The organism is Rufibacter sediminis, from assembly GCF_014269285.1.
GTDB classification, from domain to species: Bacteria; Bacteroidota; Bacteroidia; order Cytophagales; family Hymenobacteraceae; genus Nibribacter; species Nibribacter sediminis.
Window position 1 is genome coordinate 73,744 of the sequence record NZ_JACOAF010000011.1, and the last position, 24,312, is coordinate 98,055.

Here is a 24,312-nt window from a genome sequence, read left to right on the forward strand (position 1 = left end):
GGCTGATAGTTTCAAGAGGAACTCTGTTACCAATCATAAATTAGGATTCGAATATCAATATTTACATGTCATTCCTTTCCGAAACCAGGACTATGCACTACTTTTTGATACATTCTCCTATTACGTGGTTGATTTAAAGAATCGGAAAATAGCATGGAATGCGGGTGGATGTGAATCTGTCCGGATAAACTATAAAACGGACAATGTAACCTGTTATGGAGACTTGATGAGTGGAAACACTACCCATGATTACAATGGAAACAAGATTAAAGAGGTCTTGTCTTTAAAGGACATTGCCTTTATAGACAGTAAGCTTTTAGAGGACTTTGAGGTAAAGCCGGGATCCAAACAAGCCAAGTTCGTGGTTAGGTACATGACAGCCATGTACAGGATGGATGAGAAAAGCTACATAGCCTTCATGGACTCAGTTGAAAGACTGGGTGTGCCGCTTATCAGCCTCTTCCCACCCAAGAAAACCCACCCTCCGACAGCTGCCCAGATAATCTCGAGGGCTATCGTCCAAAACAATATCGCCCCGATAGATTCCATCCTCAAAAGGGGAGTCTCCGTTGATTCCGTTATCAGCTTTTCAGCAAAAGGCAACCCGTCCGAGAGACTCTCGATTCTCAGTGCGGCTGCCTCGGAAAACAAGGTATCCATCATGGAATTCCTGTTGCGGAAAGGGGCCAATATTCATAAACCGGACCATAATAAGAAGACACCTATCTGCTTTGTGAAATCAGCGGAGGCGTTTGATTTACTGTTTGCCCACGGGGCTTCATTAGGCAAGATAGATTATTGGGAACATAAAAAAAGAAACATCTACCCTTCCGAATACCTGTACAACAAAAAAGAGATAACCGACCTAATCCTTGACAAAGCCCCCGCTATCCTTTTCAAAGATTTTGAGTTCTACGATTTGATGCTATACTCTTTCGTGCGGAACAGCGATTCCACCAGTATAAAAAAACTGTTGCAAAGGGGCGCTCCCTTGAATAAGCCCGACAAACCAGGGGGATATTCATCCATCATGGAAGAAGGGCAACCATTGTTTTATGCGGAAAGCCCTGCCATGTTCAGATTCCTGATAAATAATGGATCTACTCTAAAAAACTTAAACAGCCACGGCGTTGACGCGCATTATAAAACCTTTGGCTGGGGTGATATTGGCTTAGTTGAGTGGGTTGAGGCAAAAGGCTTGCCCATCCAAAAGCCCAACAACCCTTATTTTGTCTTTCAGAAAGACATAGCGTTCATCCGTTATTTACTTAATAGGGGGATTTCCATCAACTCGACCGACAACTATGGTAATACAGCCTTGATAAGGGCAAAGCATTTTGACAACAACCCAGCCTTAGTGGACTTTCTTTTAGAAAATGGTGCAGATAAAAACATACTTAATAAGAAGGGTGGAAGCTTCTATAATGGTCGCATTGCAAAGGATAGATAAAGGGCAATAGCAATAATACAGCAAGAAAGTTTGTTTGTAATTCAAAAATACTACGCCTAACAAAGGCTGAAAAGCATTAAAGCACTTTTTGACCCAACCGCCAGGTGTCATTAAATAAATCATAAATATTATGATGGTAAATATTATTAATTGGATTAGGCCAAAAATAAATGTTTGCTGTTTATCACTGTTTCTTATCGTTTTAATAGGATGCCAAACTCAAGGTAACTCCAACAAAACAGAAATCCTTGAAATTACAAAACCAAGCAACACTCAAGAAAGCGAATCAGAAAACAGCCTTGAGGCAACTGAAAGCAAGGCGTATGTTGCCCCAAAGGATGCACCAAATCAATGACAACAGAAGTTCAGTATTCATATCGGCGTCAGAAAGCTACCCTTTAAGTGAGCATCCCGACTCTTTAGCTATCCCAGACATTTCAGAGAAGAAGACAGAAGACCTATCATATTTTGTCCTAAATAGAAAGTATAGAGAAAGATTCTACCATAGGACCAGGATTTCAAAAAGCGACAGTTTATTCATCTATGACTATGAGGGAAATAACTTTTTGGTACTCCCACTCACTGAGTTAAAAGTTGTAGCCGTCCTTAGCCCTTATATCAGCCCTTAGGAAGGAGATTTGTCACAAGCCGCTTATATGATTGGCTTTGAGGCAGATGCCAAGGCATTGTCAAAATTCAAAGATTTTTACTTCCATCATACAGTGGCATACATCGGTAAAGAAGATCCGTTTGTCAAAGGGCAAATGAAACCCATTACCTGGGGAAAAATCAACCCTGGGAACTTTCCGAAGATAAAGATGAAAGCTGAAGACAATAAATCTACAATAGACAAAAGAATAGGAGATGCTTATGTATTCGAAAATGACAGCTTGCACTACTTTATCCAAGACTACCTGGGTGATGAGATGAATTCTGCAAGGCGCCTTGTGGTACTACATGCAAGGACAAAAGCATTAGTTTATGAGGAGTTCTTTTTTGAAGAAGACGGAGTTGAGCTTGCCAGGCTTAACTATAGCAAAGAAAGTTATAACAGTATTTACCAATGGACGGGAAATCTCTTCAAGGCCAAACCACCTGTGGTTTTAGGGTTTACCTCAATTTCATTTGGATGCCCTTATATATCTTTCTTGGATAAAAATGAAAAAAGCATCTACATCAGTTGTGACAATAGGCACTAAAATAGCAAACGCCCAATCGGGTAACCAGCCGTGGGCAATATTCCCCACGGTGAGCATCCCAAACCACCGAACGCCCAGGCCGGGTATCCGGCGGTTCGTCAAGGGCTATACAGTCGCCCTTTACCCCGACCATGGGAAAGGCACAGGCGGGGGTATTATAACCAATGATAACCAGCGGTATAGTCAAGGAAGGCCAAAGAACTAACAGGCACTATGGGCATGGTTATCTGGTAAAAGGCATTCTCTTAACGCTTACCACAGGCTGCCTATACCTTCTGGCCTCATAAACAGGGATTACGGTCGCTTGCCTGTCGGTGACTTCCCGGTACGTCTTCCTAACTACGACGGCCACGATTTTCACGGTCACATTGATGTCATACCAATCGTTGTCGTTGTGCAATCCCACATAGAACGTGCCCTGCAGGGGCGCCTCGCGCCTGCCATACCCGGAGACCCCGTTCCCCTTGTCAAAATACCGGAACTCCTTATTGTCATAGGACTGGAGAAAGGCCTGGGCACTGGCGGGATCCCGCATGAAATAGTAGTGCACGTTGCTCCCCGCGTTCCCCGTTGGCAGAAAGCTAAACTGTCGTAGGGCCAAGCCGACGACCGGGTTACCTGAAAGATGCGCCACCCCCCCGAGCGCCTGAAGGTACTTCCGTTTATTGGCCTCAAAGGCCAGGTGCCCTTCCTGGCCTACCCCGATCCAATAAGCCCAGGAGACAACCTCCGAAGTCTCAAAGGGAGTTATCCTGTCCTTAGGCAAGGAAAAGGAAATCAGGGACTCGCTTGGTTTTCCCATGGTCAGGAGGGCGGCCACCTGCTCGCTTTTGCAGACCAGCTCCTGTGCGATGGTGTCTACCCTGGCTATCTCCCTTTTCTTGACAGCGTGGAAGGTGGTGTCGTAGCGCACCAGCTCCTGCTTGGCCGAAAGGGTGTAGGACGTGTCAGCAACCTCCCGCCAGGCAACCTCCGGGTTGAAACCCGCCGTTTCCTCAGTGGCCGGTCTCCGGCTAATCCTAACGTTGCACACTCTGCTGGCCAGGGAGGAGTTGGTGAAACGGAACAGGTACACCGCGCGCCTGTTGACCTTTACGGCTTTGGTGACGCTGTTCACCTGAAGCCCGGAATATCGGACGTTAGAGGGGTATTCCACGACCTCGACCTGCTTTAAGCCTTTCCTGGAAGGATCGGAAAATTCAAAGATGAGCTCGTCCCCGGCCTCAAACCCATAGTACACCTCCCGGGTCTCCCGGGAAGGCACATTCAGGGCCAGCTCCGCCACCTCAACGGGTGCTACCTCGGCCTTGGCAAAATGGAATAAAAACGATAATATTATAAAATTCAGGAATAGGTGCTTCACTTGAACGGTCTCTGCTTATTTGATGCATTATTTCGCAATGATACATTATATCTTAAACAGAATATATATTAAAAGATAGTATTTTTGGCAGAGGCCGGAATCTTTCCACGGAAGACCAGGCACTCAAAAACTACCCTTTTCCCCCATCCTAACCGCAAAAGGCTCTTTCCAGCAAAACGTACATGCCCCTTACCCCACAAGCCGCCACTGACCAGTTCATCTCCCGTTGGAAAGCCTCCGGTGCCTCCGAGCGGGCCAATTACCAACTTTTCCTTTCCGAGCTTTGCGAACTGCTGGGCGTGGAGAAGCCCAGGCCTGCCTCGGACAAGGTGCACGAGGCCACCTACACCTTTGAGCGGCCCGTGGTCTTCGATGACGGGGAGGGAAGGACCAGCACCAACTTCATAGACCTCTACAAGAAAGACTGCTTTGTGCTGGAGGCCAAGCAGGGCGCCGACAAAGCCACCGTCACCGAGGGCGATTTACTAGGGCTGGAGAAGGTAAAAACCAAGACCGGCACCGCCACCCGTGACACCCGCACCTGGGAGCGCGAGATGAAGAAGGCCAAGGAGCAAGCCCTGCGCTACGCAAGGTCACTGCCTACGACCGAAGGATGGCCTCCGTTCCTGGCCGTGGTGGATGTAGGTTACTGCATAGACCTGTACGCCGACTTCGCGCGGCAGGGCAAGACCTACGTGCCGTTCCCGGATCCGATCAGTTACCGCATTACTTTAGAAGAACTACATAAACCCGAGGTGCGGGAGCGCCTGCGCCTGCTCTTCACCGAGCCGCTGGAGCTGGACCCCAGCCGCCGTGCCGCCCGCGTGACCCGGCAGTTGGCCGAGCGGCTGGCTAAGCTGGCAAGCTCGCTGGAAGGGGCCGGACACACGCCTGAGCAGGTGGCCGGTTTCTTGATGCGCTGCCTGTTCACCATGTTCGCTGAGGATGTGCAGCTGCTCCCGGACCAGTCTTTCACTAAGCTGTTGATAGACTACCGCCAGAACCTGCAGCACTTCCCGGACGCGCTTAGGGCTTTGTGGCAGAGCATGGACCGGGGAGGCTTTGACCCCGCGCTGCGCACTACTATTCCGCAGTTCAACGGCTATCTGTTCAAGAACCCCGAGGCGCTGCCTGTTACGGCGGCGCAGCTGGAGTTGCTAATCCAGGCCGCCGAGGCCGGTTGGGCGGACGTGGAGCCCGCCATCTTCGGGACGCTTTTGGAGCGGGCCCTGCAACCACGGGAGCGCCACAAGTTGGGTGCCCATTACACCCCGCGCGCCTACGTGGAGCGGCTGGTCATGCCCACCGTTATTGAGCCGCTCCGTGAGGAATGGGAGGCCGCCCGCACGGCATCGGCTATCCTGGAGGACAACGGGGACGAGACCGGGGCCCGCAAGGAGATTGAGAACTTCCACAGAAGGCTGTGCTCTGTGCGGGTGCTGGACCCAGCCTGCGGAAGCGGCAACTTTCTGTACGTCACCCTGGAGCACCTTAAGCGGCTGGAAGGTGAGGTCACTGAGTACCTGGCGCACTTCCCGGGGCAGCAGACCCTGGATATGACGGGCGGCTATACTGTTACCCCGCAGCAGCTGTTGGGACTGGAGGTGAACCCGCGTGCCGCCGCCATCGCAGACGTGGTGCTCTGGATCGGTTACCTGCAGTGGCACTTCCGGGCGCACGGCAACGCCCAGCGCCTGAGCAACCCCATCCTGCGCGAGTACGGCAACATTAAACAGCAGGACGCGGTGCTGAGCTATTCCGGGTGCCTGCCTAGGCTGGACAAAAACGGACAGCCTGTTACCCGCTGGGATGGCCACAGCACCAAAGCGCACCCGGTCACCAGGCAGGAGGTGCCCGACGAGACCGCCCGCACTGTGGTCTACGACTACCTCAACCCCAAGCCCGCCTCTTGGCCCGAAGCCGATTTCGTAGTAGGCAATCCTCCTTTTATTGGAGCAAAGAAGATGCGGGAGACGTTAGGCGATGGCTATACAGAGGCTATAAGAAAAGCCTATAGGAATGTAGTCCCTGAGAGTGCAGATTTCGTGATGTATTGGTGGCATAAAGCCGCTGAAATTGTGCGTGCTGATAAAGCGGAGCGATTCGGATTTATTACCACAAATAGCATCAAGCAGACCTTTAATAGACGTGTGATTGAAGCTCAAATGCAGGCAAATCCTCCATTGTCAATTACGCTTGCCATACCTGACCATCCTTGGGTAGATAGCGCTGATGGAGCGGCTGTCGAAATTGCTATGACTGCTGCTGAAAAAGGAGAGACAATAGGCAGATTTTTAACTGTAGCATCTGAAGCTAAACTTGATGGGGTTGAGGTGCATGTTACCTTTACTGAGAGGGATGGGAAAATTCAAGCTGATTTATCAGTTGGAGCTGCTTTAACTTCTACAGTACCTTTAAAGGCTAATGAAAAAATCAGTAGTCCTGGTGTAAAGCTACATGGCTCTGGTTTTATTGTTACTCAAGAACAAGCTTCAAGTATTGGACTAGGAAGTAATAAAGGCCTTGAAACTTATATAAAGACATATCGAAATGGGAGGGACCTCACAGATAAGCCTAGAGGAGTAAAAATTATAGATTTATTTGGTCTGTCAAGTGAGGAAGTAAAAGGTAGGTTTCCAGAAGTTTATCAATGGTTGCTTGAAAGGGTTAAACCTGAACGAGATGCCAAAGGAAATACAAAGGATGGTGCGGCCTATGCTAAACTATGGTGGCTTTTTGGAAAACCAAGAACAGAATTGAGAAAGACACTTGAAGGTTTAGACCGTTTTATTGCTACTGTAGTTACTGCAAAGCACAGAGTATTTCAATTCTTAACTTCAGAAGTTCTTCCAGATGACGCATTAATAAATTTTGCAAGTAATGATAGTTTCGTTTTAGGTGTATTGTCTAGTCATACTCACGTTGTTTGGACAATTGCTACTGGAAGTAATCTAGGCGGAAATACACCTAGATACATTAAATCTGCCTGCTTTGAAACTTTCCCTTTTCCCGCCGCTACCGAGGCGCAAAAAGAGCAAATCCGCCACCTTGCCGAGCAGCTGGATGCGCACCGCAAGCATCGGCAGGCCCTGCACCCCACGCTCACTATCACAGACATGTACAACGTGCTGGAAAAGCTGAAGAGCGGCAAGGCCCTGACGGACAAAGAGCAGAAAACGCATGAGCAGGGACTGGTGAGCATTCTGCTGCAACTGCACCTAGAACTGGACGTCGCTGTGGCCGATGCCTACGGCTGGCCCGCCTACCTTTCTGAGGAAGAGATTCTGGAACGGCTAGTGGTCCTAAACAAAGAGCGCGCCCAAGAGGAAGCCCGTGGCCTTATCAGGTGGCTTCGCCCAGAATACCAGAACCCGCAGGGCAACCAGCAGGCAGATATAGGCATAGAAACCACAGCCAAAACAGTTAAAACTTCTGCTAAAGAGGTGTTGACCTGGCCCAAGACACTGGCCGAGCAGGCGCAAGCCGTACAGCGTGCCCTGCAGCTGCATGAGCGTCCCGCTACGGCACAGGACTTAGCCCAGCAGTTCAAGCCCGTGCCTAAAGCCCAGCACCCAAAGCGCCTGCAATCAATTGACAATCTCCTGCAAACCCTTCATGGACTGGGCTTGCTGCGCAAGACGGAACAGGACCAGTATGTGAGATAAGGTTAAGCACTTGAAAAGACTATCATTTTTAGTACTTTAGCTACTAACTATAAAAATATTAGCAGATTTCTCTGTCAAAGCAAAGGGAGCAAAATTGGTAAATCAGTTATAAAAGCAGCAATGGCCAAAATCGGATTTGTCAGCGAGTCAGGATCCCATGGGTTCGGCATCGATACCCCGGAAGATACCCACTTCTCCATAACAGTTGTGCTGGTGGAGGAGGAAAAGAGAAGGGAAATAGAGAAGGAATTCATCCAGATCCGGGAGCAATATTTTCCGGACGGGAACATGCCGACACCCGGCACAGAAGTTGGCCAAACTCGCCGCAGCGAACTCATCGCGGGATTGCAGCGGGAGATCATCCGGCAGCTGGCCCCGGCCGTCGCCGCCTCCCGCCTGAGGAAAGTGGCCCGCATCATCTCGCAGGACGAGGGTAACCGCGCGATGTTCGGGGAGGAGGTCCGGGAGCTGAGGAACAGGTACCGGGCGAGCGTGGAGGTGCGGCAGTTCCGGACCTACGGCGAGGCCGCCAACTGGATTGCCGCCATCCGGGCCTGAGGGGAAGCGGCCCTGTCCCTTCCGCACCAGGTTAGCGGGGATCGCGCCCCGGCCGTGTAAAGGCAAGCTAGCCTTGTGAAGCGCTTACCAGGGATACGCCAATAAACCGCCGGAGGCTGGAATCGCCCCGCAGGGAAGAGAGGGAACGGCCTACTCCTCACCCTCTTTTCTCACCAGGAATTCGGATGAACCGTATTTGCCCAGGCCGTGCTGGCAGGCAGAGTAGAAGCTATCGAAACTACCCTCCACAACCCCTTGCCTGAGCAGCAGAAAGCATCCAGTGGGCTTCTTGCTGCCTTTCTCCGTCTTGCTTATGCTCTCCTTGGGTTTTATTGGAAGCTTTTCCATCGCAGGGTTTTGGTGACACAGGATATACGCACAGCCAAAACCGTACAAACACTTACTTTGTTTTGGTGTTTGTACGGCTAGCCCGCTTTTTACCGGTCCTGTGGCTGTGGTTTATCCCCCGTGGAATTACCTTTCCCGAAATGGGTGAATCCGCCGCGGCAAGCGGTGTGGTGGTTGTTGAAATATCCTACAGCCACTCCTTCCTTAACCACAACGGATTTCCCGGAGGGCAAGAGGGTGCTTGCCGGCTTATGGCCGGCAAGGCTGTTGCGGGGAAGAATTGGACATACTGGGGGAGTAGGAACCAAAGGGAAAAGAAACTTGCCTTATTGTGTTTAATGTTTTGATAACATAATTAAACAGAACCCTACAGGCGTCGTTTTCCCTAGGGGCAACTGTGTCCCGGCGGCATCGGCCAAAAACTTTTCACGTCGTAGTCCCTGATGGTCCCCGCCAGTACCCTCATGTTTTCCGCCTCCGAGAGGTGATATTGCCTAAAAAACAGCCACCTGGAGAATGGCAGCAGGGGGGAACCCTGACCTCCCCGCCGAAACCCTTCCCTCCACTCAGGCCAGGAGCCAAGCCAGGGCCTCCCGCTCGGAGGAGAAGCAGTCCAGCTGGTAAGGGTGCCTGCCCTGGTGGTGCATGTCGGAGATGATCATCCGCTGGATGAGGTTGCCCCCCGTCACGGAGGCCATCCTCCGCAGCGCGCTCTTGGGCAGCAGGTTCTCGATGTAGAAACGGCTCCAGACCTTCTCCTCCTGGGAGATGAACCCCGCCTTGAGGTTGTTGAACAGCATCAGGCGGAACCCGCGCTTTAGGACCTGGTCGCAGAAATGGGAGATGGCGGCCTGGTACTCCACGCCCGTGGGCCTCTTTGTGAACTCCAGGCGGCCTAGGCTGAGTGCGGGGGAGTATTGCAGCACATAGCTGTCGGAGGAGGCCAGCACCTCCATGTCCTGCAGTTCCGCCGGCGTTGCGTCTTTCATGGTAGTCTTTCCAGTGTCTTGGTCTGAATCTCGGTTTCGGTGGCGCTTGGCTTGTGCGAGGCTTGCCCGGGGGGCTGCAAATGTAGCGATTTCAAGATGGTTAATACCATATATCAAGTATCACCCACCAACAGAAATTTACCCAGGGCCATAGTCACATCGGGTATGTTCCCGGGTACTGCCTTCGGGAAAACTATCCGCAAACCGGCGGCGAGGTGGAACTCTGTCAAGGAAAGAGGGGTTTTCTCGGGACGACAATTATGAGATGCGCAGGAACGAGAACCAATTTTTGTTGCTGGGCCTCCTGCTTAGGGAGGCCAAAGAATATCAGTCGGGGGAAGCGAGCCGCGGGAGGTTGGTTGGCCTGCTGGACCAGGTCAGGAAAACCATCTCCACCATTCACTTCGATACTCACCATGGGGAGACAGCCCTTTTGGTGTCGGGGGTTCTGGAGAGCCTGTCGGTCGCCGAAGGCCTGGCACACCAGGGGAAAGACGCCCAGGCCTTCACGGTCACAAGGTTCGCCCTGGGGAATCTTCTTGCCAAAGAGGCCTTGTTCCAGAAGCCGTAGCCGGCCCTGTCCTTCCAAAAATGAAAGGGGAAGGCAGAATCTTCATTTCCACAATCATGGCCAGGTAGAAGCTACAAATGGCTATTTGCCTATGGTTGTCTACCCAGTCTAGGCAAACCCTTTTCCATTGGGAGAGTTACCCGCCCTGCCAGGGAAGGCGTTGCGGGAAATTCCGGGGAAAACACGGCGCGCTGGATGTTCCCCTACCTGCGTGCCATGTTTCTAAGAACCAATACAGGTGAGATTGGGCCGCCTGAATGGCTTCTCTTGGTTCAAAGGGCGGTAACGGGGAACAATGCTTTTAGGGGGTCTATCCGAATGATTGGCAGGTGAGGGTGATTCCTGATGGTTTTTTCCTCTCGTCCTTGGGATTGTAAAGGCTGTCGGCAAGAGAGGTATAAATACCCCAGGTATTCGTACCCACCCGGTTTATCCGGAAAAACCAGGAACCGGCAATACTTGATTCTCCGGCTGGGATGCCTTCACGGTTCCCGTTGTTTTCCAGGGGCTGACCAGCCTTAGCTCCCTTGCGATGCGCCTTTGACTGTAGAGGTGGGGCATTGCCCTTGCACCCTCCCTCACCGAAGAACGGGTGAGGGAGGGTGCAAGGGCATCAAGGATCTGCCAGGGATTTCCCTTCTACTTCACGACCAGGATGGCCGGGCCGAATTCCTCGAAGTGGATGGCCTGCGGCTCCACCCCTTTGGCCCGCAGGTACTCGAAATGCTTCTTGATGAACACCCCCGGCCCGCAGATATAGTAGTCCGCCCCGGGCACGATGGCGTCTTTCACTTTGTTTAGGTCCACGTACCCCTCGTAGTGATCGTCTTCCGTTTCCTTTTCGATCCGGTCATAGAAGGTATGCACGGACATCGCACCATGGCTTCTGCTCAGCTCCCGAACCGTGTCCCGGAAGGCGTGCACGGCGTAGCCCCGGCAGCCGTGTACCCAGGTGATTGGCCTGGCCATTCCCTTGCCAGACTGGATAAGGTATTCCAGCATGCCCATGAAAGGGGTTAGTCCCACACCCCCGCTGATGAAGACCAATGGGGTGGGTTTGCTTAGGTCAAGGGTGAAATCACCGGCCGGTGGGGTCACCTCGACGATATCCCCCTCCTGGATACGGGTATGCAGCAGGTGGCTGACGAAGCCCTCGGGACGTTCACGGTTCCCCTGCTCTTTTTTCACGGAGATCCGGTAGTACTCCCCGTTCGGGGCGCAGGAGAGGCTGTACTGCCTGGGTTGGAACACCTTCAGCTTGGGCACGAACAGGCGGACGCTGATGTACTGGCCGGGCAGGAAATCCGCCACTTTGCCCCCGTCGGATGGGTATAGGTAAAAGGAGGTGATTTCCTCCGACTCTTTTACTTTCCGCTGGACTGAGAACGGGCGCCACCCGCTCCACCCGCCCTCTTTGGCCACGGTGGCGCTGTAAAGTCCCGCCTCCGCGCCGATCATGAGGTCGGCCAGCTGCCCGTAGGCGGCACCCCAGGCTTCTAGCAGCGCCGGGCTCGCCGCCTCTCCCAGCACCTCCCCGATGGAGGCCAGCAGGTGCTTGCCCACGATGGCGTACTGTTCCGGCCTTATGTCCAGGCTCACGTGCTTGTTGGCGATCCTGCTTACCGCCTGGGCCAGCACCGACGGGTTGTCGATGTGCTCGGCGTAGGCCAGCACGGACATGGCCAGGGCGGTGGGCTGGGCGCCGGTCCGCTGGTTGGCGCTGTTGAATACGTTCCTCAGCTCTGGGTTGTGGGTGAGCATGCGGTCGTAGAAGTAGGTGGTCAGCGCCACGCCGTGCTCCCTCAGGATGGGGACCGTTCCCCTTACCAATTCTTTCTGCTCTGTCGTCATCTCATTGAATTATAGTTATATAATGGTTATCCTTTTTCCTGGGGAGTAAATTTAAGCACCAGATAATAAAGGACAAAAATATCTTTTATTATTTTCCTATCTTTGCCCTGAAGCTATGGCTATATTCTCGAAGACGTGTGAGTATGCGATCCGCGCGGTGTTCTTCCTCGCGCACCGGTCAGCCCAGGGCGGCAGGGTCGGGATCAAGGAAATTGCCGCCGGCATCGGCTCGCCGGAGCTTTACCTGGCCAAGATCCTGCAGGAGCTGGGCCGAAGGGGTCTGGTCAGTTCGGCGAAGGGTCCCAACGGAGGGTTTTACCTGGATGCGGCCTCGCTGTCCAGGCCCCTGAGCGACATCGTGGAGGCGGTGGACGGCGACGGGATCTTCCGCGGGTGCGCGCTGGGGCTCAAGCAGTGCTCCGAGACCAATCCCTGTCCGCTGCACAGCCAGTTCAAGGCCATCAGGGACCAGATCCACCACTTGCTGCACCGAACGACCATCGGGGAGTTCAACGAGGAACTGGTCCAGGGCCTGCTTTCCCTGAAGAAATAGTTTTTGCCTGCCGTGGCGGGAGGAGGTAGATACTCCTAGCTGATTTCCCTTGGATATGGATAAATCTTCAGCAAATAGGGATTCTTTGCTGAACACGAGCCTGAACAGCAGCGCGGCTCTGGTACTTCGGGAGTAGGAGAGACCTACTCCCCCTCTAGTTCCTCTTTAAATGCTTTGCTAACTAAAGCGTAGGTGAAATGTCTGCCCGATTAACTCCTTGCAAAAGAAAACTATAAGAGAAGGAGGGAGCCTTTTGAAAACAGGAGCTATGCAGGAAGGTTTTCTCTGATAGCGTAAGTCATCCGGCTACTCACTTCACTCCTTGGGCAGCTCGATGTAAAAAGTGGAGCCTTTCCCCTCCTCGCTCTCGAACCGGATGGTGCCTCCGTGCCACTCCACGATGGTCTTGATGATGGACATGCCCAGCCCCGTGCTGGGCTCACCCCGCAGCCCCGGCCTCCGGGCCCGGGTGAACTTCTCGAACAGCTCATCCTGGTACTGCACGGGGATGCCGACCCCGTCGTCCTGCACCGTGATCAGCACGCACTCCTCCTTTTCCTCCAAGACGATGGCGATTACCCCCTCGTCCTCGGTGAACTTGATGGCGTTGGAGAGCAGGTTATTGATGACTTGGGAGAACTTGTACTGGTCCACCTGGGCATAGAGTTTCTCCGTTTGGCAGGAGAAGCGGATCTGCTTTTGGATATGGCCCTCGCCCTCCCGGTACTGGCCGATGATCTCCGAGACCATGGCCACCAGGTCCACCCGGCCCTTCTTCATGACCGTCTGGGAAGACTCCAGGAACTCCTGCTGCACGAACTCCCGGATGAGGCGCACGTTGCGGGCGCTCGAGTCGCCGATAAGGGAGACAATCTTATTTACCTCCTCGTTTCCGTACGCCGCGGTGGTCTCGGCCAGCATGGCGGCCGGCGAGTGGATGTTATGGAGCGGCCCTGCCAGGTCGTGGGAGAGGATCTCCAGCACGGAGTCCTTCTTGGCGACGTACTTCTGCAGGCTGCCGATGTTCTCCTTCTGGGCCGTGATGTCGTCCACAAACCCCTCGATCACCTTTCCGCCCCGCGCCCCTGTGATCAGGTGGGGGTTCAGCAGGAGCCACCGCACGGACTTGTCGGGCAGCACGAGGCGGAACTCCAGGTCCTCCTTCATGATGCCGGCCACCAGCTCGTCGTACTCCTTGGCTAGGAAATCGCGGTCATCGGGATGGACGGCCTCCCACACGGTGGCGGGGTCGGCCAGCGCGCTTTCCCGGGTCCTTTGCCAGATCCGGCCGTAGGCGGCGTTGAGGGAGATGAAGGTGGCTGCGTCCACGTCATAGGAAAATAGCACCTTCCGGGTCGCGCTGATCAGGTTCCCAAATACTTCATATTCGGCGTCTTGTTCCATCTACTTACTGTATATGTGTTCTCGTTATATATCAAATTTAAAATATGATTGCGCACGGGAAACCCCAGGTGCGGCAAACGGACCTTATCCCAACTCCGGAACCTGGCGGGTTTCTACAGGAAAACGCCCGTAAAACTCCCCTCCACCCGGCACCAACCCAACAGAACCCAAGGGCAAGCCGCCTAACCCCTTCACGAGATAAGTTAGGCTGACCCGGTAACCTTTGCCCGCTCAGCTTTGTTCCTTGCCGAGAAATTTTTTATTTAAAGCGTCCGTGCCCTTTATAGCCTTGACCAGCGTGGCAACTCTTTGGGGATTGGCACGTACCTAGACCGTGCAAAATAAAACTACCTATGGAAAGGGCAAGGGAGCGTCAATGGCGCGATCCCTGCCCTCCAAATTTTAGGGTTTACCATAGGTTTATTGTTACTCTCCGGGGCGCAGGGCGGCACTGGCCCCGGGAAATAGGTAGCCGGGGTGGTTAAAGGGTGAAGATTAATCTCTGTCACTTCAGGAAAAACGGCTTGGGCCTGATGAAGGGCTACGGGCCCCCCGCTCTCCTACTGTTTGGGGATCTCCAGGTGGAAGGTGGAGCCCACCCCCTCTTGGCTCTCGAACCAAATGCGGCCTCCGTGCAGCTCCACGATGTTGCGGATGATGGACATGCCCATGCCCACGCTCTTCTCGCCCCGGATCCCGGGCCGCCTGGCCTTGGTGAACTTGTCGAACAGGATGGGGTGCATTGCCTCGGGGATGCCCACGCCGTCGTCGGAGACGGCCAGGTAGGCGGAACTCCCCTGGTCCTCCACCTTTACGGTGATGGTGCCATCGTCCTGGGTGAACTTGATGGCGTTGGAGATCAGGTTGTTCATCACCTGGAGAAACTTCATCTCATCAAGGTACAGGTAGACCGGGGTACCAGGCACCTGGGTAACGAACCGCTTGGCGACCATCCCGCCGTTTTGCTCGTAATCCTCCATCATGGTCTTTATCCGTTCCACGAGGTCGATCCGCTCCCTGTGGAGTTCCACCTGGGAGGACTCCAGGAATTCGTTGTTCACGAAGTCGCGGATCATGTCGGAGCCCCGCTGGGCATTTGACTCGATGAGCCCGAGCGCGTGGAGAAGCTCTTCCTCGTTCCTCTCACCCGGCATCCGCAGCAGGGCGGCAAGCCCTTGGATCAGGGTGAAAGGCGCGGCCAGGTCATGGGAGAGTATCTCCAGCGTGGCATTCTTCTTGGCGTTGAACTTGAGGATGTTGTGGTGGTACTCCCGGCGCTTGGTGAAATCCTCGGCGAAGCCGGCTATAAAAGTACCGCTTTCCTCCTTGAACAGCTCGCATGAGAGGCAAAGCCAACGGGTCTCGCCTCCCGGGAGGGTGATGCGGAACTCCGCCGTGCGCTTTCCCCCCTCCCCGAGCAGATCCCGGTATTGCCCTTTGACGAAGCCAAGGTCCTCGTGGTGGACGGCGGGGAGCAAACGCTCCGGGGCCTCTAGGCAGGGCACCTGGGACATGCCCCAAATCTGCTGAAAGGCAGGGTTGAGGTAGGGAAAACGCCTTCCCTCCACGTGGTAGACGAAGTACGCCTGCCCGTAGCTTGCGGCTACGCGTTCCAGCAGGGGGAAGTAGGGGGAATGGTTGGCCAAGGTCATGGGGTATTAGGCTGGGTTGGTGTCAGGCGCTGGGTTGATGCCCGCCGAATTTCCTGGCAAGCAGCTTTTCCAGCGACTCCCGGGAGAGGGGCTTGGCGAGGTATTCGGTTACGCCGAGGCTGCTGGCCCGCTCCCGGTCCCGAGGGTTCTGGGAGGTGGTCAGCAGGGCCACTTCCGGGGCGGGACTGAGCCCCAGGCGACCAAACTCCGCCAAGAATTCGTACCCGTTCATAACGGGCATGCTGATGTCCAGCAGGATAAGCTGGGGGCAGGGTGGGTCGCCTTGGCCCAAGGCCCCGCAGCTCTGATGGAGCAGGGCCAGGGCCTCCCTCCCGTTTGCCGCGGCGAGCACCCGTTCCGCCGCCTGGGCCCTTTGGATGATCGCCTTGTTTAGGAAGAGCACCGCGGGGTCATCGTCCACCAGCAGGATGCATTTCAGTTTCTCCATGGTTCGAAAGGTTGGGTGGCGGTAAACTCATAAGCGGGCGGGGGTAAGTTCATAGGCATTACCGAAATTAAAGGCGTACGGTTGCGGGTCTTACGACTTGCTTTTAAAGTCATTTATGCTATGAAGGTTAGGGCCGCCTAGCCCAACCGGCTTGAACCTGCCCGCGACGGAGCAGGTTCAAGCCTTCCCTCCGCAGGTGAAGAGGCCCAGCCAAAACCGTTGTCGCAGAGGGGCGATTCCCGCTACCTCAACTCACCCGTACCGCACCCGGAAGAACAGCACGTAACACTTCTGCAAGACAGTTGGGAGGATATGGCGGGCATCGTCAAGAGGCGGCAGTACAAGGAAGATAGGGTGATCTTTCGGCTTATTATCTTTTCCTTGGCCCTCTTTGGGCAAATCATCATAGCCGTAGCCAGTGTTCAGTTCCAAGAATATTGTTATCCTTTTTTACTTATACTGGGTCTTTTCCCAAATTCAATTTTGCGATCGGATAAGCGATTCAGGGGCTGAGTTTCTGACCGGACGCTTTGAGCATTCCTTCCTTTCAGAGATTGTCTGCCCTGCATTAGGAAGAATATAGCTTGAGCCTATTGTAGATGGCCCCCTCCGGATGGAAGAGGATCTCCGCCATCACGAACGCCGTGAAGACCTTCTCAAAACCGGTTGGGTAGAGCTTTACCGAGTCCGGCTGGAAGAGGGTGTCCGGCTGCCCCAGAAGCGGGGGGCAACCCAACTCCAGGAACCACCGGAACCTTTCCCGGGACACCACCACCTTCGAACCTCTCGCCATACCGTTACCTGTTTCCCCGCATAAAGGGCGAATGCTCAGGATTAGTTCCGGATTCACCCGGTCACGCAATCCTTTGACGCCCACCGGCACCCCACCGCTGAAGTCCCAGCCATTGGGACGCCTTGCCTTCCGGGGCAAACCATCAAGGCCCGCGTCAAGTATAAGGGCCAACCAACCGTAAACCATGCCATATGGAATCAACCTACACCAAAACATTGTACGCGGTATTGCGGAACCTCAAAGAAAACGCCGGGAGGGCCAGGCGGGTGGGGGACATCCTGGCCGAGCTCTCCATCCCTGACCCCACCGGTCAGCTGGCCTCCCAGATCGACGGGGACCTGTACCGGAAGGGGTTCGTGGCGGACACCGAGCAGGAGGGGATCATGATCATCGGAAGGGGGGAGCGGGCGCTGGCCGGTTACGGGGGATAGCCCAGGGCAACCCAGGTAAGGGAGGGAGGACCGCGACCTATACAGGTGCCGCATTTTCCGCGGCTTCGCCTTAATACCCCTAACTGAGCCCTTGATGGGTTTCCTTCCGCACCAAAAAATCGGTGCTGGGGAAGAAGAGGAGGAGACCGTGCTGGAAGGCCTCGTAGAAGGAGGGGAAGGGTCCGTAGGCGCCCCCTTTCCTTTCCAGGAAGTAGCGGACGGGAGGCCTGCCGAACCTGGCCAGCTCCTCAGCCCTTCTCCGGCAGTACCTGGGGTATCTCGGTGGTTTTTCCATCGCCAACTGTAGAGCAGGTTCTGTGGGGCATACGGTTTTTACGCGCAAACGGCCAAATTGAAGGCGTGGTGCGCCGTTCGCTTTTTCTTGCCCACCCCAGGATAACGCCTATCTTTAGCCTAGAATTGTTTCCCTGTTTAACTGATGAAAGGGAGGGCGGGTATCCGCCCTCTTTTTCTCCCTCCCTGCCCTTTTAAACCAGGGGGCAAAAGCGAAAGGCGGCCACCCTAGAAGGATAGCCGCCCCATAAGCCTTACTTCTCCACTACTTAGATTACGGTGGAGCGGTCATTGCCAAGGTCAATACCCAACCCGGTACCCGATGTATCCGGGGCTCCGGTATTCAGTCTGTCAACGTCCACCTCGGTGGAGCGCAGTGTTTCCCTGATTACCTCTTCGCGTTCCTCCACGTCTTTTTCCAACGAGACCTCTTCCACCACACGGGCTTCTTTGCTCACCACCGGTACCTCGGCGTGCTGGGTCAGTTCAATCTCACCCTCCTGGAAGGTGTTGAGGTCGCTCGCGGTGGCAGGACGGTCCACGGGGGTTCTTTCCACTACCACCCGCTCTTCGCGCAGACGGACGTGTTCCTCTACCGGGCGTTCCACCATGCGGCTACTTACGTGCACGCCGCCAGTCTCTACCTCCCGCTTGCCCACCTCCAGGTTTTCCTCAATGATTGGGATGACGGTGCCGCCTTCCACCGAGTTGTTTGTCTGGGTGCCTGCGTAGCCGTTGTCTGTAGACGAAGTGCGGCGGCGGGTAAAGCCACGGTCAGAGAAAAGCTCATGGTTGTAGAAATCATCTTGATTTCGGTCAGAATGATGGCCGGTAAGGGCGGCGGCGGCCCCAAGTCCCCCGAAGATGGACCGGATGGAGGTCTCGTGCTCCTGGTCTATGCTTCCCTTGTGGTAAGTGGGCAGGGAGCGGAGCTGTTCGGCCGTAACGGAGGGCAGGATCACATCATCCTCAGATTCATGCAAATCGGCGATGCCGATGGGGATGAGCACATCACGGGGTTCCAGGTCCAGGGTGCTGCCCTCCAGGTCCACCACCATGTAGCGTACCTTGCGCGACTGCACGTCAAAGATGAGCTCGTCCACCTCCCCAATGGTTTGGCCCTGGGGATCTTTCACGGTCCAGCCTTTGATATTGGGTTGGTGGTCTGCTATTTCGTAGTCACTGCCGCTCAACTCCTGCAGGCGGTTAGCTTGGCTGTAATGGTTGTCTCTTTCCATGGTGATTAAAGTTTTAGATGCTGTTGATTCAATCGGTCTCAAAGCCCGGTAAGGCTGGGCGGAGCTTTTATTGCTCAGGTCTGCGGGCTACTATCTCCACCCTGCGGTTTTGCTGGCGTCCTTCTTCCGTGGCGTTGGAGGCCACCGGGCGGGATTCGCCTACCGGGTGCAGGGATACGTTGTCCTGTGTGATGTTCCCGTTCTGCACCAGCCAGGACTGCACGGCCTGGGCCCGTTGCTCGGCCAGTTCCTTGTTGTAAGAGGCGCTGCCCTGGGCATCGGTGTAGCCGTAGATGCGTACCTGCCCGCCGTTGAAGCGTTTGCCCATGGAGGCGGCAATCTGCCGCAGTTTCTCGGTGCCCTGCGGCTGGATGGTGCTTTGGTCGCTCCCGAACAGGATGGTCTCGTCCAGGCTGTACACGGCGTACCCGTCAGTTCCGCGCACCTCAATGTCCTGGTCGGTGATCTCGTCGTAATTGGCGTCCGGGGCATCGAGGTCAATGCCGTCCCAGGCGTTTGAGACAGCGGCGGCACCGGTGGCGGCTGCACCCGCCACGGCATCGCCGGACTCAGAGACGGCCGAGGTGGCGCTGTCTGCCTCATCCCTCGTGCTGCCGCAGCTGCGCATCAGGAAGAACAATAGGGCAAGTGCAATCAAAGCCATCAGAAGCCAAAGCCACCAAGGCTTACTGGTTTTAGGTTGAACGTCTAAATCAGCCATAGTTTTATTTTGTTTAGGTAAATGGGACTGGGAAATTTCTGCCTCCATAAAAGAAGGCAGTACAAAAGCGGCTATCCAAAATGAATAGCCGCCCTACTTGCTCTTATAGTTACAAACTACAGCGCGGTGCTACGGTCATTGTCCAGGTCAGTGCCTAGGCCGGTTCCCGTGCTGCCGGTGCCGTAGTTAGTACCCGTGGTGTTGGTAGTGCCTGTGCGGGTGGTCAGGTTCTCCACGTCCACCTCGGTGGAGCGCAACGTTTCCCTGACCACTTCGTCACGTTCCTCTACTTCTTTGCCCAGAGACACCTCTTCCACCACGCGGGCTTCTTTGTTGACCACCGGTACCTCGGCGCGCTCGGCCATCTCAATCTCGCCTTCCCTGAACCCGGCGAAATCGGCCTCGGTGGCCGGGCGGTTCACCGCGTGGCGTTCTACCCTCACGTGCTCGGAGCGCAGGCGCAGGTGTTCCTCCACCGGCCGCTCCACGATCCTGCTGCGCAGGCGGGCCCCGCCGGTCTCCACCTCGCGCTTGCCCACCTGCAGGTTCTCTTCGATGATGGGGATGGTGGTATTCCCGGTGTGGGTGCCGGCGCCGGCTGTCTGGGAATTCCCGCGGTAACCGTATTCGGTGGCGCGCTGGTCCACGTCCACGGAGCCGTACTGGTCCAGGATTGCGGCCGCCCTGCGGGCCTCCTCGTCCGAGCGGGCGTGCACGGTGACGATGCAGTCCGAGTGGCGGGCCACGTGGGAGTAGGTGCTCGCGCGCTCGTCGTCATCGCTGAACAGGGACCGGAAGAACCCCCCGACGCTGTCGCTGGCGTCATGGTCGGTAGTGGTGGAGCCGGTGGCGCTGCCGTATGACGCGCCGGCCGTGGAACCGGAGGGACTTGAGCTGGAGACGTCGATGTTGCCCTCGCTGATGCCTAGGTCCTTCAATTCCCTTACCGCCTGCTGGGCCTCCGCCGAGCTGTCGAAAATACCTATTACTGTCTGTGCCATAGTTTTGGTGTTTGTGTATGGTTTATGGAAATAACCGTGGTTTGGAAATCCTCGCCACTGTTGTTTTGACTGTTATAGATAAACGTTGCGGTAAATACTTGGTTTCTTTTTTGTACGAAATAAAGGAAGTTTGTACTTTCCCTGAATTTTACACGTGAGGTCTGCTAGACAACCAAGTGTCTATTTTGTTTTGGGGAATGACAGAAAACTGGTCGGAGATATATTTTGCAACTTGCGGAAATGGAAGCACTCATAGATTATCTACTCCAATTCGGACAACTAAACCAACAACAGGTTGACTTGGTTAAGAGTAAGGCCAGAGTGGTAGACCTTAAAAAGGACGGCTACTTTTCAGAGGCGGGAAAAATCGCCAATCAAGTCGCGTTTGTCTCTGACGGTATTCTGAGGGTTTGCTACTACAACAACAGGGGCGAAGAGATCACCAGGTATTTTATCGATGAACACAACTTTGCGGTTGACCTGAACAGCTTCTCCACCCAGATTCCCTCCTCGGAATACATACAGGCCATCACGGACTGCAGACTCATCGTATTCTCATCGGAGGCACTGAGGGAACTTTCTCTGACCATCATAGGCTGGGACGGCATTATCAACAAGATAACTTCAAAATCCCTGGTCGAAAAGGTGAACCGAATCAGTCCAATGTTGGCGGAGGACGCTAAAACAAGGTATCTCAGCTTTCTGGAAAAATTCCCCCATCTCGCCAACCGTATCCCGCTCTCATTGCTTGCCTCCTATCTGGGAATCACACAGTCTTCGTTGAGCAGGATTAGGAGGAATATCTGATTGCCGCTTTTTGCCAAATGGCAAGTGTTGCCGATTCTTTGGTTACGAGTTTTGCGACCTAACCAAAAAGAAACACGATGACAACATTCTGGATTACACTTGCGCTTACGGCATTCTCCTGTGGATTGGCCTTCGCCCAAAGCAACGGGGAATTCCCCCAGACAAAAGTGACGGCAACCATTAACGCCCCCCTGGATAGTGCCTTCAATTACATCGTGCCCGTGGACTTGGCCCATATCTTCAAACGGTACGGGCGATTGCCGGCAATCGTAAGAACCGACGAGAAGGAAAAATGGATCAGAGCAGGAATGAGCAGGACTGTCTTTTTCGAAGACGGTTCCACCTCAAAGGAAAGCCTTCTGACGGTTGTGCCCCATACCTCGTTTTCCTACAGGATAGAAAGTTTCACCTCCCAACTGCGTTTTTTAGCAGAGAGAATCGAAGGCGATTGGGTTTTCACAGACCTTGGTGACGGGCAGGTGAAAGTTGAATGGACCTATAGGGTTGTCCCTAAGAATTCCATTACCCGTGGAATAATCAAGCTGCTGCTGCTAGAGGATATAAACGGCTTGCTCAGGAATGCCCTGGCGACACTGAAAGACGACTTGGAAAGCGGACGGTACAAGAATGCCAGCCGCTAACACCGTCTGCACCCCCTCACCTCAGGTATCTGTGTTTCATGCTGTGATATCCGTCCTTTCCCCGGCCTCCCATCCGCCATCTCCGTAAGGTAACTTAAACGCAAAAAAAATGAGCATTTTAAAAGAAAAAGTAATCCTGGTTACCGGCGCTTCCCGGGGAATCGGCGCCACCATCGCCCGGAAACTGGCCGTTGCCGGGGCCAGGGTAATCGTAAACTACGCGGGTAGCCAGCAGGCGGCCGAACGACTGGTTTCCGAGATAGAACAACAAGGCGGGGAGGCCATGGCCGTCCAGGCCGATGTCAGTAAGGCGGACCAGGTCAGAGACCTGTTCGATGCCGGCATTGCCAGGTATGGCAAGATAGATGTGCTGGTAAACAATGCCGGTATCATGGTCACCAAACGCATCCAGGACACCACGGACGAAGACTTCACCCGTCAGTTCGAGACCAATGTGAGGGGGACGTTCAATACCCTGCGGGAAGCGGCCACCCGCTTGCAGGACAATGGCAGCATCATCAACTTCTCTACCTCGGTAAACCGCCTCATGCTGCCTACCTACGGCACGTATGTAGCGACCAAGGCCGCGGTGGAGCAACTAACCCGGGTGTTCTCCAAGGAAGTGGGCCATCGGGGAATCAATGTAAACTCGGTGTCGCCGGGCCCGACGAATACCGAACTTTTCACCAAAGGCAAACCGCAGGAGGTAATGGACCGCCTGGCTTCCCTCTCCGCCTTCAACCGCATCGGGGAACCGGAGGATATTGCGCAGATAGTATTGTTTTTAGCCAGCGACGAGGCCAAATGGATCAGCGCCCAGAACATCGGGGTGAATGGCGGCATGGCCTGAGCCCCGGTATGAAACCCCTACCCTCATTTTGCGCCACAGAACCATGAACAGCTTAGAAAACAAAGGGGCCGTGGGAAGTGGAAGAGGTGGCAAATGTCGCTGAGCTCTTCCTCAGCGAACTTTCTTTTTTGTTTCCGGTCATCACCTGCCTGTGAATGGCGCGGCTTCCGATTGGGCCATGATGGGGCGGCATCAGAGGTGGGGATACAGCGGAAAAGGCCTGGATCTGCTAGGCCTTCTTCGCTGTATCCCTTTGTTTCATGGGTCAAAGCCTTGAACATGTGCCTTCCCGGCCATTATGTGAACCACATCAGCAGCAAGAACCGAAGGGTTGGCTTCGTTTTCTTACAATTCCCACCCGGGTGTACCGTGTAGTTTTGCCTGGCAATCAAGAATAACATAAACGGTTAACACGTAAGGAAATGGCATTACACACCTTGTTGGGGGCGAACGGCACCATCGCGAACGCATTGATCCCGGTACTGAAAGAAAATAAGGAAACCATACGCCTGGTCTCCAGGAACCCAAAACCAGTGGCGGGGACTGCGACATTCGCCGCCGATCTGTTGGACCGGGAGGCTGTTTGCCGGGCGGTGGCAGGCTCCGACGTGGTTTACCTGCTGATCGGCCTCGCCTACGATCACCGGGTATGGCGGCGCGACTGGCCTGTGATCATGCGGAATGTGATAGTTGCCTGCCAGCAGGCGGACGCCAAGCTGATTTTCTTCGACGACGTGTACATGTACGGGAAAGTCAAGGGAGGGATGACGGAGGAGACACCCTACCGACCCTGCAGCAGGAAAGGGAGAGTAAGGGAGGAGGTGGCCCGGATGCTGGAAGAGGCGATAAAGGTCGGTTCCATCCAGGCTATCATCGCCAGGGCCGTCGATTTCTACGGTCCCGGGGTTACCGATAAAAGTGCGCCGGGCGTGTATGTTTTCTCCAACCTGGCAAAAGGCAGGAAAGCCCAATGGCCGATCAATGCCGACGTCCCCCGCTCCTTCAGCTATACGCCGGATGCCGCCAAAGCGCTCTACCTGCTGGCCACCCACGGGCATGCCTTCGGACAGACCTGGCATCTGCCCTCGGTACAGCCGGCGCTGACGGGACGGGAGTTCACGGCGCTCGCGGCCAAAGCCATGCAGGCCCCAGGCAAGGTCTCAGTCCTCCCCAAATGGCTTCTGGGGATAATCGGGCTGTTCAACCCTTTCATGAGAGAGGCCTACGAGATGAACTACCAGGACGAGTTTGCCTTCCGCTTTGATTCCTCCAAGTTCGAGAAAGCCTTCGGCTTCACGCCTACCCCCTATGAGGTAGGGATAAAGGCAACGGCCGACTGGTATTTACGGCAGGATCGAAGTCCCGCTAAAACAACCGCCATCGCTTCCTTACCCACATGAGGTTCCTGTTGCCCAAGACACCGCATGAGGGGAAGCACCATTGCCGAACTATTTCGTACCTTACTGCCTTTTGCCTTGCTTCCGG

At 54.6% G+C, this 24,312-nt stretch carries 24 protein-coding genes; 12 read left to right on the forward strand and 12 right to left on the reverse strand.

Annotated features, from left to right (window positions below):
- The first annotated feature begins 226 nt into the window (after positions 1-226).
- From H7U12_RS04805 to H7U12_RS04815, 3 genes are all read left to right on the forward strand, one after another.
- Positions 227-1,450, forward strand: a complete 1,224-nt coding sequence (locus H7U12_RS04805; protein WP_186633766.1) for an ankyrin repeat domain-containing protein — start codon at positions 227-229, stop codon at positions 1,448-1,450.
- A gap of 130 nt (positions 1,451-1,580) precedes the next feature.
- A complete protein-coding gene (locus H7U12_RS04810; RefSeq protein WP_186633768.1) occupies positions 1,581-1,805 on the forward strand; it encodes a hypothetical protein in 225 nt (74 codons plus the stop codon).
- A 301-nt stretch (positions 1,806-2,106) separates the two neighbouring features.
- On the forward strand, positions 2,107-2,649 hold the full coding sequence (locus tag H7U12_RS04815; RefSeq protein ID WP_186633771.1) for a hypothetical protein: 543 nt from the start codon (positions 2,107-2,109) through the stop codon (positions 2,647-2,649).
- A gap of 223 nt (positions 2,650-2,872) precedes the next feature.
- Here H7U12_RS04815 and H7U12_RS04820 read toward each other — a convergent pair whose 3' ends face one another.
- Positions 2,873-4,012 carry a hypothetical protein gene (locus H7U12_RS04820; protein ID WP_186633774.1) on the reverse strand — a complete coding sequence of 380 codons (1,140 nt, stop codon included), beginning with the start codon at positions 4,010-4,012 and terminating at the stop codon, positions 2,873-2,875.
- Between the two features lie 182 nt (positions 4,013-4,194).
- Here H7U12_RS04820 and H7U12_RS04825 point away from each other — a divergent pair, with 182 nt between their 5' ends.
- Together H7U12_RS04825 and H7U12_RS04830 are read left to right on the forward strand one after the other, a co-directional pair.
- Positions 4,195-7,677, forward strand: coding sequence for a class I SAM-dependent DNA methyltransferase (locus H7U12_RS04825; RefSeq protein WP_186633777.1), 3,483 nt, complete (start codon positions 4,195-4,197; stop codon positions 7,675-7,677).
- Positions 7,678-7,965: 288 nt separating this feature from the next.
- Positions 7,966-8,235 carry a hypothetical protein gene (locus tag H7U12_RS04830; protein ID WP_186633780.1) on the forward strand — a complete coding sequence of 90 codons (270 nt, stop codon included), beginning with the start codon at positions 7,966-7,968 and terminating at the stop codon, positions 8,233-8,235.
- 150 nt (positions 8,236-8,385) lie between these two features.
- Here the strand turns inward: H7U12_RS04830 and H7U12_RS04835 are convergent, their stop codons facing one another.
- Together H7U12_RS04835 and H7U12_RS04840 are read right to left on the reverse strand one after the other, a co-directional pair.
- Entirely contained in the window at positions 8,386-8,583 is a 198-nt protein-coding gene (locus H7U12_RS04835) for a hypothetical protein (protein WP_186633783.1), read from the reverse strand.
- A 566-nt stretch (positions 8,584-9,149) separates the two neighbouring features.
- Positions 9,150-9,572: a hypothetical protein gene (locus H7U12_RS04840; RefSeq protein WP_186633786.1), complete on the reverse strand. Its 423-nt coding sequence runs from the start codon at positions 9,570-9,572 to the stop codon at positions 9,150-9,152.
- 265 nt (positions 9,573-9,837) lie between these two features.
- Between H7U12_RS04840 and H7U12_RS04845 the strand changes: the two genes are divergently transcribed.
- Positions 9,838-10,143: a hypothetical protein gene (locus H7U12_RS04845; RefSeq protein WP_186633789.1), complete on the forward strand. Its 306-nt coding sequence runs from the start codon at positions 9,838-9,840 to the stop codon at positions 10,141-10,143.
- 639 nt (positions 10,144-10,782) lie between these two features.
- Here the strand turns inward: H7U12_RS04845 and hmpA are convergent.
- Positions 10,783-11,994, reverse strand: coding sequence for an NO-inducible flavohemoprotein (gene hmpA, locus H7U12_RS04850; RefSeq protein ID WP_186633792.1), 1,212 nt, complete (start codon positions 11,992-11,994; stop codon positions 10,783-10,785).
- 115 nt (positions 11,995-12,109) lie between these two features.
- Between hmpA and H7U12_RS04855 the strand changes: the two genes are divergently transcribed.
- Positions 12,110-12,547, forward strand: coding sequence for an RrF2 family transcriptional regulator (locus tag H7U12_RS04855; protein ID WP_186633797.1), 438 nt, complete (start codon positions 12,110-12,112; stop codon positions 12,545-12,547).
- 315 nt (positions 12,548-12,862) lie between these two features.
- Here H7U12_RS04855 and H7U12_RS04860 read toward each other — a convergent pair whose 3' ends face one another.
- The 5 genes from H7U12_RS04860 to H7U12_RS04880 all read right to left on the reverse strand — a co-directional run bounded on the left by H7U12_RS04860 (position 12,863) and on the right by H7U12_RS04880 (position 16,844).
- The gene (locus H7U12_RS04860) at positions 12,863-13,951 is read right to left on the reverse strand and encodes a PAS domain-containing sensor histidine kinase (protein ID WP_186633800.1); all 1,089 of its coding nucleotides are present in this window, start codon (positions 13,949-13,951) and stop codon (positions 12,863-12,865) included.
- 560 nt (positions 13,952-14,511) lie between these two features.
- On the reverse strand, positions 14,512-15,603 hold the full coding sequence (locus tag H7U12_RS04865; protein WP_186633803.1) for a PAS domain-containing sensor histidine kinase: 1,092 nt from the start codon (positions 15,601-15,603) through the stop codon (positions 14,512-14,514).
- Positions 15,604-15,625: 22 nt separating this feature from the next.
- Entirely contained in the window at positions 15,626-16,051 is a 426-nt protein-coding gene (locus H7U12_RS04870; RefSeq protein ID WP_186633806.1) for a response regulator, read from the reverse strand.
- Between the two features lie 252 nt (positions 16,052-16,303).
- Positions 16,304-16,483, reverse strand: coding sequence for a hypothetical protein (locus H7U12_RS04875; protein ID WP_186633810.1), 180 nt, complete (start codon positions 16,481-16,483; stop codon positions 16,304-16,306).
- A 136-nt stretch (positions 16,484-16,619) separates the two neighbouring features.
- On the reverse strand, positions 16,620-16,844 hold the full coding sequence (locus H7U12_RS04880) for a hypothetical protein (RefSeq protein ID WP_186633813.1): 225 nt from the start codon (positions 16,842-16,844) through the stop codon (positions 16,620-16,622).
- A gap of 191 nt (positions 16,845-17,035) precedes the next feature.
- Between H7U12_RS04880 and H7U12_RS04885 the strand changes: the two genes are divergently transcribed.
- Positions 17,036-17,275: a hypothetical protein gene (locus H7U12_RS04885; protein ID WP_186633816.1), complete on the forward strand. Its 240-nt coding sequence runs from the start codon at positions 17,036-17,038 to the stop codon at positions 17,273-17,275.
- A gap of 563 nt (positions 17,276-17,838) precedes the next feature.
- Here H7U12_RS04885 and H7U12_RS04890 read toward each other — a convergent pair.
- The 3 genes from H7U12_RS04890 to H7U12_RS04900 form a co-directional block, all read right to left on the reverse strand.
- Positions 17,839-18,807: a DUF2382 domain-containing protein gene (locus H7U12_RS04890; protein ID WP_241749129.1), complete on the reverse strand. Its 969-nt coding sequence runs from the start codon at positions 18,805-18,807 to the stop codon at positions 17,839-17,841.
- A gap of 67 nt (positions 18,808-18,874) precedes the next feature.
- Complete coding sequence (locus H7U12_RS04895) at positions 18,875-19,528, reverse strand: OmpA family protein (protein WP_186633819.1); 654 nt, start codon at positions 19,526-19,528, stop codon at positions 18,875-18,877.
- A gap of 116 nt (positions 19,529-19,644) precedes the next feature.
- Positions 19,645-20,529 (reverse strand): YsnF/AvaK domain-containing protein, encoded by an 885-nt coding sequence (locus tag H7U12_RS04900; RefSeq protein ID WP_186633823.1) that lies wholly within the window; start codon positions 20,527-20,529, stop codon positions 19,645-19,647.
- Between the two features lie 240 nt (positions 20,530-20,769).
- Between H7U12_RS04900 and H7U12_RS04905 the strand changes: the two genes are divergently transcribed.
- The 4 genes from H7U12_RS04905 to H7U12_RS04920 all read left to right on the forward strand — a co-directional run bounded on the left by H7U12_RS04905 (position 20,770) and on the right by H7U12_RS04920 (position 24,227).
- Positions 20,770-21,336: a Crp/Fnr family transcriptional regulator gene (locus H7U12_RS04905; RefSeq protein ID WP_186633826.1), complete on the forward strand. Its 567-nt coding sequence runs from the start codon at positions 20,770-20,772 to the stop codon at positions 21,334-21,336.
- A gap of 77 nt (positions 21,337-21,413) precedes the next feature.
- Complete coding sequence (locus tag H7U12_RS04910; protein WP_194362503.1) at positions 21,414-21,977, forward strand: SRPBCC family protein; 564 nt, start codon at positions 21,414-21,416, stop codon at positions 21,975-21,977.
- A gap of 109 nt (positions 21,978-22,086) precedes the next feature.
- The gene (locus H7U12_RS04915) at positions 22,087-22,827 is read left to right on the forward strand and encodes an SDR family oxidoreductase (protein ID WP_186633829.1); all 741 of its coding nucleotides are present in this window, start codon (positions 22,087-22,089) and stop codon (positions 22,825-22,827) included.
- A 422-nt stretch (positions 22,828-23,249) separates the two neighbouring features.
- Positions 23,250-24,227 (forward strand): NAD-dependent epimerase/dehydratase family protein, encoded by a 978-nt coding sequence (locus H7U12_RS04920; RefSeq protein ID WP_186633832.1) that lies wholly within the window; start codon positions 23,250-23,252, stop codon positions 24,225-24,227.
- The last annotated feature ends 85 nt before the right edge of the window (positions 24,228-24,312 follow it).

Coding starts and splice junctions, on each gene's coding strand:
- H7U12_RS04805 (WP_186633766.1), top strand. CDS start 227: ATGAGTGGAAACACTACCCATGATTACAATGGAAACAAGATTAAAGAG.
- H7U12_RS04810 (WP_186633768.1), top strand. CDS start 1,581: ATGATGGTAAATATTATTAATTGGATTAGGCCAAAAATAAATGTTTGC.
- H7U12_RS04815 (WP_186633771.1), top strand. CDS start 2,107: ATGATTGGCTTTGAGGCAGATGCCAAGGCATTGTCAAAATTCAAAGAT.
- H7U12_RS04825 (WP_186633777.1), top strand. CDS start 4,195: ATGCCCCTTACCCCACAAGCCGCCACTGACCAGTTCATCTCCCGTTGG.
- H7U12_RS04830 (WP_186633780.1), top strand. CDS start 7,966: ATGCCGACACCCGGCACAGAAGTTGGCCAAACTCGCCGCAGCGAACTC.
- H7U12_RS04835 (WP_186633783.1), bottom strand. CDS start 8,583: ATGGAAAAGCTTCCAATAAAACCCAAGGAGAGCATAAGCAAGACGGAG.
- H7U12_RS04840 (WP_186633786.1), bottom strand. CDS start 9,572: ATGAAAGACGCAACGCCGGCGGAACTGCAGGACATGGAGGTGCTGGCC.
- H7U12_RS04845 (WP_186633789.1), top strand. CDS start 9,838: ATGCGCAGGAACGAGAACCAATTTTTGTTGCTGGGCCTCCTGCTTAGG.
- hmpA (WP_186633792.1), bottom strand. CDS start 11,994: ATGACGACAGAGCAGAAAGAATTGGTAAGGGGAACGGTCCCCATCCTG.
- H7U12_RS04855 (WP_186633797.1), top strand. CDS start 12,110: ATGGCTATATTCTCGAAGACGTGTGAGTATGCGATCCGCGCGGTGTTC.
- H7U12_RS04860 (WP_186633800.1), bottom strand. CDS start 13,951: ATGGAACAAGACGCCGAATATGAAGTATTTGGGAACCTGATCAGCGCG.
- H7U12_RS04865 (WP_186633803.1), bottom strand. CDS start 15,603: ATGACCTTGGCCAACCATTCCCCCTACTTCCCCCTGCTGGAACGCGTA.
- H7U12_RS04870 (WP_186633806.1), bottom strand. CDS start 16,051: ATGGAGAAACTGAAATGCATCCTGCTGGTGGACGATGACCCCGCGGTG.
- H7U12_RS04880 (WP_186633813.1), bottom strand. CDS start 16,844: ATGGCGAGAGGTTCGAAGGTGGTGGTGTCCCGGGAAAGGTTCCGGTGG.
- H7U12_RS04885 (WP_186633816.1), top strand. CDS start 17,036: ATGGAATCAACCTACACCAAAACATTGTACGCGGTATTGCGGAACCTC.
- H7U12_RS04890 (WP_241749129.1), bottom strand. CDS start 18,807: ATGGAAAGAGACAACCATTACAGCCAAGCTAACCGCCTGCAGGAGTTG.
- H7U12_RS04895 (WP_186633819.1), bottom strand. CDS start 19,528: ATGGCTGATTTAGACGTTCAACCTAAAACCAGTAAGCCTTGGTGGCTT.
- H7U12_RS04900 (WP_186633823.1), bottom strand. CDS start 20,529: ATGGCACAGACAGTAATAGGTATTTTCGACAGCTCGGCGGAGGCCCAG.
- H7U12_RS04905 (WP_186633826.1), top strand. CDS start 20,770: ATGGAAGCACTCATAGATTATCTACTCCAATTCGGACAACTAAACCAA.
- H7U12_RS04910 (WP_194362503.1), top strand. CDS start 21,414: ATGACAACATTCTGGATTACACTTGCGCTTACGGCATTCTCCTGTGGA.
- H7U12_RS04915 (WP_186633829.1), top strand. CDS start 22,087: ATGAGCATTTTAAAAGAAAAAGTAATCCTGGTTACCGGCGCTTCCCGG.
- H7U12_RS04920 (WP_186633832.1), top strand. CDS start 23,250: ATGGCATTACACACCTTGTTGGGGGCGAACGGCACCATCGCGAACGCA.